Raw genomic sequence first — 10,813 nt, 5'->3', positions numbered from 1 at the left:
CTTGTCGGCGCCCTCGTCCATGGTGGCGGCCAGGGTAACCAGCGGGTGGTTGGCCTCGGCCAGGATGCGGCGGCCTTCCTCAACGTTGTTGCCGTCGAGGCGGACTACCAGCGGCTTGTTCGCGGAGTGGCCCAGCTCGGCCAGTGCGCCGACGATGCCCTTGGCGACGGCGTCACAGGCGGTGATGCCGCCGAAGACGTTGACGAAGACGGACTTGACCTGCGGGTCGCCCAGGATGACGTCGAGGCCTGCTGCCATGACCTCGGCGGAAGCTCCACCGCCGATGTCCAGGAAGTTGGCGGGCTTGACGTTGCCGTGGTTCTCGCCGGCGTAAGCTACGACGTCGAGCGTGGACATGACCAGGCCGGCACCGTTGCCGATGACGCCAACTTCGCCGTCGAGCTTGACGTAGTTCAAGTCCGCAGCCTTGGCCTTGGCCTCCAACGGGTCAGCCGCAGCAGCGTCTTCGAGCTTGGTGTGGTGGGGGTGGCGGAAGTCGGCGTTCTCATCAAGAGAAACCTTTCCGTCCAAGGCAACAATGTCGCCAGCGCCGGTGCGAACCAGCGGGTTGACCTCAACCAGGGTTGCGTCTTCCTTCTTGAAGACGTCCCACAGCTTGATGATGGCGGCTGCGACCTGGTCGGCCAGCTCCGGGGCGAAACCAGCCGTGGCGACGATTTCGTCGGCCTTGGCCTGGTCGATGCCCACGGCCGGGTCAACTGCAACGCGGGCCAGGGCCTCGGGGCGCTCTACGGCGAGCTCCTCGATTTCCATGCCGCCTTCCACCGAGCACATGGCCAGGTAGTTGCGGTTCGCGCGGTCCAGCAGCACCGAGAAGTAGAACTCCTCAGCGATGTCGGCGCCCTGGGCGATCATGACCTTGTTCACGGTGTGGCCCTTGATGTCCATGCCGAGAATGTCGGTTGCGTATGCGAATGCCTCGTCGGCGGTCTTTGCGACCTTGACGCCGCCGGCCTTGCCGCGGCCTCCGACCTTTACCTGGGCTTTAACAACCACGACGCCACCGATTTTCTCGGCAGCGGCCTTGGCTTCTTCAGGAGTGTAGGCAACGATGCCGGCCAGCACGGGTACGCCGTGCGACTCGAACATATCGCGCGCCTGGTATTCATACAGGTCCACGGGCTTGTGTCCTTCTTGTCGAAGTCTATGCTGACTCAAGGCATGGCTCCGTAGACACGGTTCCATGCATCGAGGGGGTAGAGCCCAACCTGGGATCAGGCCAGACTCCTTCCTCAGCCTAACGCGTTCACGGCCATTGACACAGTTCTACAATCCGTAGAGCCACGGGGCGCGTGACCACCGCCACAGGCCCGCCCACCCCGGTGCCGGCGGAGGAGCCGGCAATGTCCACGAACCGTCTAGTCAAGCTTGGTTAGCGGGGCATATCGAAGCAACAGCCGCTTCTCCGCATCGGCGAACTTAACCTTCGCCACGGTCTTGTCCCCGGCGCCTTCGAGCGCCAAGACCACACCCTGGCCAAAAGTACCGTGAGTCACCTTGTCGCCCACGCTCAAGGCAATGATTTCCTTGTTCGGCTGCACACGACCCTTGGCCCGCGCCACGGGCGCGGTGCTCAGCGTGTGGACTTCCGGGGCCCCGGAAAGCCGTCCCCCGCCGCTTGCGCCGGAACCGGCACCCCAGTAGGAACCCGACTCGTAGCGGCTGGTGGCAAAGTTGTTGCGCCCGCCGAAGGATTCAAAGCTTGCCCGCTTGGTGCCCTCGCGCTTCCAATCCACCAGGTTCCCCGGGATTTCCTCGAGGAACTGGCTGGCGGGGTTGTACTGGGCTTGGCCCCACAGGCTGCGGTATTCGGCGCGCGTCAGATAGAGGCGCTGACGGGCACGGGTGAGCCCCACGTAGGCCAGCCTGCGTTCCTCCGCCAGCTCCTTTTCATCGGTCAGGGAGCGCTGGTGCGGGAAGATCCCGTGTTCCATGCCGGTAAGGAAGACCACGGGGAATTCCAGGCCCTTGGCCGTGTGCAGGGTCATGAGCGTGACCAGGCCCTCGCGGTGCGCCATGTCGACACCCTCGGCATCGCTCGGTGCCTCGGGGATGGAATCGGCATCGGCCACCAGCGCCACACGTTCCAGGAAATCGGTGAGCGTTCCCTCGGGATTGTCCTTCATGAAGTCACGCACCACGGCCACGAGTTCGGCGAGGTTTTCCACGCGGGATTCATCCTGCGGGTCGTTGGAGGAACGCAGCATCTCCAGGTAGCCGGTCTGCTCCAGCACCGCTTCCAGCGCCTCGGCAGGTCCCGAGCCTTCGGCGACGACCGCGAGGTCGTCCATGATCTTCACGAACCCGCCGATCATGTTTTGGCCGCGGGTGCCCAGCCCGGGGGCGTCATCGGCACGGCGCAGCGCCGCCATGAAGGAGATCCGCTCGCGTTCGGCCAGCGCCGCCACCGAGTATTCGGCCCGGTCCCCGATGCCGCGCTTGGGCTCGTTGAGGATGCGCCTCACGTTGATGTCATCTTCCGGGTTCACCAGCGCCCGCAGGTAGGCCAGGGCGTCCTTGACTTCCTTGCGGTCGTAGAAGCGTGTCCCGCCAATGACCTTGTACTTCAAATCCACGCGGATCAGCTGCTCCTCAAGGGAACGCGATTGTGCGTTGGTCCGGTAGAAAATGGCAACGTCCCCGGGGCGGATGCCTTCCTCGTCGTTCAGCCGCAGGATCTCGTCGGCGATCCAGCGGGCCTCGTCCGACTCGGATTCACCCACGTAGCCAATGATCATTTCGCCGTCGCCCTCGGCGGTCCACAGTCGCTTTTCGGGGCGGTCCGGGTTGCGCTTGATGACCTCGTTGGCGGCGGAGAGGATGGTTTGCGTGGAACGGTAGTTCTGTTCCAGCTTGATTGTCTCGGCGTCCGGATAGTCCTTGGAGAACTCGTTGATGTTGCGGATGTCCGCGCCGCGGAAGGCATAGATCGACTGGTCCGAGTCGCCCACCACGGTCAGTTCCCCGCCGGGGGTCGGTCCGTCCGGTCCAGTCAGTTCGCGCACCAGGGCGTACTGGGCGTGGTTGGTGTCCTGGTATTCGTCGACCATGACATGGCGGAAACGCCTGCGGTAGTTGTCTGCGACCGCCGGGAAGGCGCGGAAGATGTTGACCACGTGGGCGATCAGGTCATCGAAGTCCAGGGCGTTCGCGGCGCGCAACCGCTCGGTGTAGCCGCGGTACACCTGGAGGACCGCCATGGCGAAAGGGTCGTTGCTGGCGACGGTGGCAGCATATTGCTCATCGTCGATGAGCTCGTTTTTCAACGCGGAGATCTTGTGCGCGATGGACTTGGGCGTGAACTTCTTTGGATCCAGTTCCAGCCCCTTGGACACCATCGTGATCAGGCGCAGGGAATCGGCGGAGTCGTAGATGGAGAAGCTGGACTTCAGTCCCACCGAGGCTGCCTCGCGGCGCAGGATGCGCACGCACGAGGAGTGGAAGGTGGAAACCCACATCTTCTTTGCCACGTCCTCGCCAACCAGGGCGGCGATGCGTTCACGCATTTCGGCCGCGGCCTTGTTGGTGAAGGTAATGGCCAGGATCTCGTGCGGACGCGCCCGCCCAGTGGCCAGGAGATAGGCAATGCGGTGCGAAAGCACCCGGGTCTTGCCTGACCCTGCCCCGGCGACAATCAGCAACGGGGTTCCGGCATGCTTGACTGCCTGCTCTTGCTCGGGATTCAAACCGGCAAGCAGCTCTTGGGTGCCTGGCAGTTGTTGGGCTGGAGCGGGCGCGACGAAGTCATCGAAAAGAAAATCCATGATGGCCCCTAGTCTACGGCGGTGCGGCCACGGGTTGGCCGGGCATGGATCAAATGGCGGCATAATTGGGGACATGGCCAAGTCACAGAAGAAAAAGAAACCGTACAACCGCCCTGCCCCGGCGGTCCCGTCGGTCAATCCCTCGACGCAGCGATCGCCGGAGAAGGCGGCAGGCAACGCAAACCTGATCCTGATTGCCGGATTGGTCGTGGTGCTCTTCCTCTTTGGGTACTTCCACCTGCTGGTGCTAAACCAGATGACCGACTTGTCCAACGGACTGACCATGCCCGATCAAATGATTGGCGGCTATTCCCTGGAGCACGTCGAGGCGTTGCGCCAGGCCATGGACGCGGACGCCGCCGGCCAGCTGAACTACGTGCACAAGACCGCCGGCCTGCTCTTTCCGCTCTTCCTGGCATTGATCACCATGCTGGCAGTGAACATCAATACCGCCCGCGGCTTGGGCCGCTGGATCCTGTGGGTGGTGCCCATGGCCTTCGCTGTTGTCGACCTGTGGGAAAACCGGGCCATCGATGCCTTGTTCATCGGCACGCTGGATCCGGCCGCCGTGTCATTGGCCTCCACGCTGACCACCACCCGGTGGATCCTGCTCTTTGCCACAGCGGCGATCTTGTTCGGAGTACTTATCGCTTCGTTCGTGCGCACGTTCCGGGAAAAGTGGGAATTGTCCAAGCGGGGCCTGCTCTAGTCCGGCGCCGCGCGGCGCGGTATTAACCAAGCTTCGCCAAAATACCGCTAGAATTGATTCGGATCGTTTTTGACGAAACGGGCCTCTGTAGCTCAGTTGGATAGAGCGACTCTCTCCTAAAGAGTAGGCCGTCGGTTCAATTCCGGCCAGGGGCACCAAGCGAGACGCGACCTGCATATATGCAGGTCGCGTCTTGTTTAAGCAAGACGTTCCCGCCTCAATCCACCCTTTGACTCCCAAGGGCGTCCGGGCGCGCTTGGGAGCTCCGTTCCATATATGTCCATGGCCCCACGCAAAAGCGCTTCTCCTCGCGCGACCGCCCATGTGGCAGAGGAAACGTGGGTCGGCGAGGGCAATGGCCCACGAGATTCTTGTTTCCATGGCCGGGACGCTGGGCGAATCACGGTGAAGGTCGATGACGTGCATGCCTCACGCACGCTGGGCGCGAGGTCCAGGCCACTGCGTCACCTGGGTTGCCGGTACGCCGGTCCAGGGAAAATTTAGGGCTGGGAGGGCATGCCGGCCCAGGGGGATGCGCTGATCGCACGTGGGAAAAGCGGATTCTCCGAGGCTGCGGCGCCGAGTCGACCCGTCGGCAGTTGGACGCAACGGCCGGGTTCATTCTCGCGTCCATCGACTCGAACGAAATCCAGATGGACGGTTAAAAAAAGGGTGCCGTCGACCGGTGAATCCGTGGGATAACTCCCATTACATCCTACGGCACCGGTCGACGGCGTTAAGAGTCGGGTCCCCAGCAGCCGACCTGCCGTTCCCCCACGCACTGTCTTCGCGGACAAACAAGACCTACACGAAAACAACGGTGGGCAGCTCGGTTGCCACCAACTCTTAACGGTCATCTAAATTCATTAGAGAAAGTTTGTCAACTGACTCATGGGTAATAAGTCAAAGGGTCGTTCAAAAAGGTAATGAACGGCCCCTTGACGTAATATCCGACCGCTTAGCGCAACAACAGTGCCGCTGCCTTAGGCGAGAGGCTCGCATCCATGATGGCGCAGGCCCCGCCGATTGCACCGACTTCGTGGCCCAACGTCGAGGAGCGAACTTCGATCGTGTGGACGTTCTTGGAGCTGAAGCGTTCGTTGATGATCGATCGCACGTCTTCGAGGCACCATTCGCCGACCTCGGACCACAATGGTCCGGCCAAGATCACCAATCCGATGTCGAGGGTGTTGCAGAGCTGTCCGGCAACCTGGCCGACGAAGCCCATGCATTCACGGATCAGTTCCACGGCTGTTTCGTTTCCGGATTTCGCCAGTCCCACGATTTCGCTCATCCCGGCCGCGCGCTCGGCCGCGGTCCCGTCATCGGGCACCGTAAGGCTCAAGCCACGCTCACGTGCCTTCTGCGCAATCATGTTGAACGCCAAGGCGGCATGCAGGCAATCGTTGCGGCCGCAAATGTCGCATTCCTGGGCGACAACCCCAGTGGAGTAGTGGCCGATCTCGCCGGCGTTGTTGCTGATGCCCCGGTGGATCTCCCCGTCCAGGACCATGCCTGCGCCGATTCCGGCACCGACATACATCGTGACGAAGTTGTCGCGTTCGGCGTCGTTGCCCTTCCACTGTTCTGCAATGGAGGCTGCAATGGTGTCTTTTTCAATGACGACGTCGAGCTTGAGCAACCGGTGCAGTGGCTCGACCATGTCGACGTCTTTCCAGCCGTCAAGCAGAGGCGGGTCGATCATGACGCCGCGATCGGGATCCAGGGGCCCTGGGACAACAACACCGACACCCAGCACGTTGGAGCGCGGCACGCCGGATTCGGAAATGATCTCGTCCACGGTCAGTGCCATGGTTTCGATGGTCTTTTCCGGAATCTCCACGGCGGGAATGTCCAGGCGGCGCGAGTGCAGGATTTCACCGCGCAGGTTCAGTATCACCACGGTGATCACACCGGGATCAAGGTGGATGCCTACGGCCACCATGCGGTTGGCTTCAAGTTCCAAGACGGTACGCGGCTTGCCCGGCCCCGAAACAATCGTACGGTCCTCGCGGACGAGGCCTTCGTCCAGAAGACGGCGAACGACGTTTGAAATGGTTTGAGGGGACAGCCCGGTGGAGCCTGCAAGCTCTACACGACTGACCCCGTCGACTGCACGGCGGATCGATTCAAAAATAACCGCCTGATTAAAATCCCCGAGTCGACCTAAGTTGGTGCCCCGCTGCATCAATTCTCCATTTGTAGATCCACATTTAATCCCCCATTGGCCCTGCTTGAACCACTTGTCCCCAATGACTAGTGAGGTTCCGTGAACATGGCGCGTTGACGAATTGACTCCAGTATCCACGATTAAATGGAAAAACGCGCCCCGAGACTTGTCCTCAGAGCACGCTACCATCCCCTCCTGCGCTTTTGGCGGTTGTTAAGCTCAAGTTGTGCCAAAGATTCTTACCATCGCAGCCCTGCAACTACTCGACCCCTCCGGACGCATCCTTTTGGTGCGCAAGGAGGGGACCACCATGTTCATGCAGCCGGGAGGAAAGCTGGAACCCGGGGAAAGCCCGCTGGCCGCCGTTTTGCGCGAAGTGCAGGAGGAACTTGACCTGGTTTTCACCGCCGCCCAGGTCACCTCCATGGGTGTGTGGAAGGGGCCGGCGGCCAACGAGGCCGACACCGACATCCACGCCCACCTGTTCGCCGCCCGGACCCTCGACACTCCGAGGATCCAGGCCGAGATTGAGCAGATGCTCTGGATTGACCCGGCCGATGCCATGGCCCGTACCGACATTGCGCCGCTGCTGCGCGAGAAGGTCTTGCCCGACCTGCTGGGTCTTTGATTCCTTGGCGCTACTGCGCGAATTGCGTGTCGTGCAATTCGGCATAACGGCCTCGCACAGCCATGAGCTCGGTGTGGGTGCCGCGCTCGGCAATCCGTCCATCCTCGATGACCAGGATCAGGTCGGCCGTGCGGATGGTGGAGAGCCGGTGTGCGATCACCAGTGCGGTACGGTTTTCCAGGGCCTCGGCCAGTGCCGCCTGGACGGCCGCCTCGTTGGATGAGTCCAGCGCCGCGGTGGCCTCGTCGAGAATGACCACCTGCGGGGCGGCCAGCAGCAGCCGTGCAATGGTCATGCGCTGGCGCTCCCCGCCCGAAAGACGGTAGCCGCGCTCCCCCACCACGGTGTCCAGCCCGTCGGGGAGCGCTTCGATGGTGGGTTCCAACCGGGCCCGCTGCAGCGCCTGCCAAAGCTCCGCGTCGCTGGCCTCGGGCTTGGCCAGGCGAAGGTTCGATCCGATCGTCTCGTGGAACAGGTGCCCATCCTGGGTGACCATCGAGACGGTGGAGCGCAACGAGCCGAGCTTGAGCTCCCGGATGTCGACCCCGGCCAACTGCACACTGCCCGAATCAACGTCGTAGAGGCGTGCCAGCAGCGAGGCGATGGTGGACTTCCCGGCCCCGGAGGAACCTACAAGGGCCACCGTGGTGCCGGCGGGGATCTCGAAGTCGATCCCGTGCAGCACGGTTTCCCCTCCCCGGGTGTCGAGAACCGAGACGTCTTCCAGGGATGCCAGGGAAACCTTCTCGGCGCTGGGGTAGGCAAAGGAAACGTTGGAGAACTTCACCGACACCGGGCCCGGATCCAGCACCGTGGCATTGGGCGCATCGGTGATCAGCGGCTTGAGGTCAAGGATCTCAAAGACCCGGTCAAAGCTCACCAGGGCACTGGTGATTTCCACTCGGGCGTTGGCCAATGCGGTCAGCGGGGCGTAGAGCCGGGTCAGGAGCAATGCCAACACCACCACGTCGCCGGCGGCCAGCTGGCCGCGCATCGCGTAGACGCCGCCCAGCCCGTACACCAGGGCAAGGGCCAGTGCTGCGACCAGGGTGAGCATGGAGACGAAGAAGAACTGGCGCATGGCCATCTTCACCCCGATGTCCCGCACCTGCCCGGCACGGGTGGCAAATTGCGCCGATTCATCGGCCGGACGCCCAAAGAGCTTGATCAGTGTGGCGCCGGGGGCGGAGAAGCGTTCGGTCATTTGGGTGCCCATGGAAGCGTTCAGGTCCGCCGATTCCTTGCGCAGGAATGCCAGGGACTTGCCGAAGTGGCGTGCGGGAAACAGAAAGACCGGCAGCAGCACCAGCGCCAGCGCGGTGACCTGCCATGAAGTGGAGAACATGACGCCTGCGGTCAACAGCAGTGCCACGGTGTTGGAAACCAGGCCCGAGAGGGTTCCTGCGAACGCGGATTGGGCTCCGATCACGTCGTTGTTCAGTCGGCTGACCAAGGCGCCGGTGCGGGTACGGGTAAAGAACGCCACGGGCATCTTCTGCACGTGGTCAAAGACCGCGGTACGCAGGTCGAAGATGATCCCCTCGCCCAGCCGTGAGGAGAACCAACGCACCACCAACGAGATGACGGCATCCAGCACAGCGACGATCGCGATGATCCCGGCCAGGTTCAACACCACCCGGATCCCGGTCTGGGCCACGATGGCATCGACCACACGGCCGGCCAGCACCGGGGTGATCACCGCCAATACTGCGGAGAACACCGAGAAGAGCACGAAGACCAGGAGCCGCTTCTTGTAGCTCGCGGCAAAGGCCAGCACCCTCCGCGGGGTCGTGGCCGCATACGCCTTGCCCTTGTCAGGTCCGGACATTCGCCACAACGAATGCCAGGCCGCAGTTTCCATGCTCATGTTTATGTTCTCGCCATCTAGCCAGGTTGTCTTGCCGTGCCGCGCGGAAGACTCCGCCAGGCATTCAAAAGGTCATCGATCGTGGGCCAGCCTACGCATGCCCCCGCCACCCACATAACCACTTTGGCGCCGGGATTCTTCCCAGTCCCGCCCCCGGCGACCGTGGAGGGACGCGAGGGGGGCAGAAAGCGGGGATGTCCCGGCCGTCTTCTGCCGAGACATCCCCCGTTAATCGTGGGCGTTCGCCAAGCCATACCAACGCCGGATCGGCGGGGTTCGTCTACGGGCGGCAGGTCATAGCCGTTTGCCGGCGACGAGCTTCCTGGCGGCGTCCAGGTGCTTGGGCTTGCATGCTCCGCCGTATCCCGAGTACCACGTGGTCGTGTACCCCGAGCGGGGATCGTACTCGGAGCCCTTAATCCGGGCGCCCATGGCCACCGCCATGCAATCGGCCATGTGCTCGGTCCCGGCGGCTGTCCGGGGTTTGCCGTAGGCCTTGTCCATGGCCTTGTCCATCCGGGTGAAGTCGTACTTGTAGGCACGGTACTGCAGGATGTGCGCACACTCGTGGTACTGGATGGAAAGGGCCAGCGGATGGTTCGGGTCGATCATTTTTCCGTGGAACCCGTTCGTATCCAGGCTGATTCTTTCCTTCATGTTGCCGATCCAACCGCTGGCCTCTGCCTCGTTGGGGCGGTTCGGACCAACGGTGATCGGCACGCCCTTGCACCACTTGGCAATGTTCTTTGCTGCCGAATCCTTCCAGCTCAGTTTGCCGAGCCGGACGTTCCCCGCAACCTTGGCTGCCGCGGAGGACTTGATCCACCCGGTCCTGCCCTCGTACTCGACCTGGACCCGGCTGTTGGACCTGGCATTGGTCCTGGTGCCCAGCGTGTAGTCGGCCGGGATCTTAGCCAGCTGCTTCGTCGAACGGGCCGCGGAATACATCGGGGTTGCGGAGGAAGTCTGGTATTTGGCCATGATGGCCCTCCGGGTATCGGCGGTCCGGGCCCACCCGGTCTTGCCGGCGATGTACAGCTGGGTGTGCTTGCCGCTCGTCCGCCCCGTGGATACCAGCTCCTTGCCCCGGGCAACAACCACCACGACGGCACCCTTGCCCGGTGATTTGCGCAGGCTCGTCTTCCGGAGGGCTTCGTGACGGTGCTGTGAAAGACGCTTCGTGTTTGCCAGCGGGAACCAGCCGGTCTTGCCGCCGACCGTGGCCTGAACCCAGCCGCTCTTGGTGGAACGGGTGCTCAGGTAGGTGCCCTGTTTGACGGTGGCCAGCTTGCGGCCCGATGCCGAGGCGGTGGCACGCAGCGGGGCCGCCTTCGTGACCTGGTACTGCACCGGCGGCGTGGCCGCCTCCTTCCGAACGGCTGCCGGCTGCTGCACGACGGCAGCGGAAACGGAGTACGTGGGGCCGGCGGGCTGGCCGGAGGCGAATGCCGGGGCCGGAACAACCAGGGCCAGCGTCAGCGCGACGGCAAGGGGCAGGACAGGGAAGCGGATGGCAATGCTCCTTGGGGACGTGGGATGCTCCAGGGGACCACCGGGGATAACCCGCGGTCCAGGAGGCGCTCATAGCCACGATATTAGCCGACGGATCGCACAATGGCACCGAAAAACGGCCACCCACGCCAAACTTGATCCG

At 63.0% G+C, this 10,813-nt stretch carries 7 protein-coding genes and 1 tRNA gene; 3 read left to right on the top strand and 5 right to left on the bottom strand.

Translation table 11 applies throughout. From position 1 onward, the window contains the following. Positions 1-1,140: ADP-forming succinate--CoA ligase subunit beta (gene sucC, locus ACLQ7E_RS11340; RefSeq protein WP_411732680.1), on the bottom strand; the 1,140-nt coding region annotated here is incomplete at its 3' end. A gap of 239 nt (positions 1,141-1,379) precedes the next feature. Then, positions 1,380-3,785 (bottom strand): DNA helicase PcrA, encoded by a 2,406-nt coding sequence (pcrA, locus tag ACLQ7E_RS11335; protein WP_411732679.1) that lies wholly within the window; start codon positions 3,783-3,785, stop codon positions 1,380-1,382. Between the two features lie 73 nt (positions 3,786-3,858). Here pcrA and ACLQ7E_RS11330 point away from each other — a divergent pair, with 73 nt between their 5' ends. Then, positions 3,859-4,494 carry a hypothetical protein gene (locus ACLQ7E_RS11330; protein WP_411732678.1) on the top strand — a complete coding sequence of 212 codons (636 nt, stop codon included), beginning with the start codon at positions 3,859-3,861 and terminating at the stop codon, positions 4,492-4,494. 81 nt (positions 4,495-4,575) lie between these two features. Further along, positions 4,576-4,652 (top strand) — tRNA-Arg (locus ACLQ7E_RS11325). An 800-nt stretch (positions 4,653-5,452) separates the two neighbouring features. Here the strand turns inward: ACLQ7E_RS11325 and ACLQ7E_RS11320 are convergent. After that, positions 5,453-6,682: an ROK family protein gene (locus ACLQ7E_RS11320; RefSeq protein ID WP_411732677.1), complete on the bottom strand. Its 1,230-nt coding sequence runs from the start codon at positions 6,680-6,682 to the stop codon at positions 5,453-5,455. A gap of 208 nt (positions 6,683-6,890) precedes the next feature. Between ACLQ7E_RS11320 and ACLQ7E_RS11315 the strand changes: the two genes are divergently transcribed. After that, positions 6,891-7,292, top strand: a complete 402-nt coding sequence (locus ACLQ7E_RS11315; protein ID WP_411732676.1) for an NUDIX hydrolase — start codon at positions 6,891-6,893, stop codon at positions 7,290-7,292. A gap of 10 nt (positions 7,293-7,302) precedes the next feature. Here the strand turns inward: ACLQ7E_RS11315 and ACLQ7E_RS11310 are convergent, their stop codons facing one another. After that, complete coding sequence (locus tag ACLQ7E_RS11310) at positions 7,303-9,159, bottom strand: ABC transporter ATP-binding protein (RefSeq protein WP_411732675.1); 1,857 nt, start codon at positions 9,157-9,159, stop codon at positions 7,303-7,305. Positions 9,160-9,453: 294 nt separating this feature from the next. Further along, on the bottom strand, positions 9,454-10,554 hold the full coding sequence (locus ACLQ7E_RS11305) for a hypothetical protein (RefSeq protein ID WP_411732674.1): 1,101 nt from the start codon (positions 10,552-10,554) through the stop codon (positions 9,454-9,456). Positions 10,555-10,813: the final 259 nt, after the last annotated feature.

This window comes from Paeniglutamicibacter sp., assembly GCF_046714615.1.
Taxonomy (GTDB): Bacteria; Actinomycetota; Actinomycetes; order Actinomycetales; family Micrococcaceae; genus Paeniglutamicibacter.
This window is presented reverse-complemented; position numbering and strand designations above follow the sequence as displayed.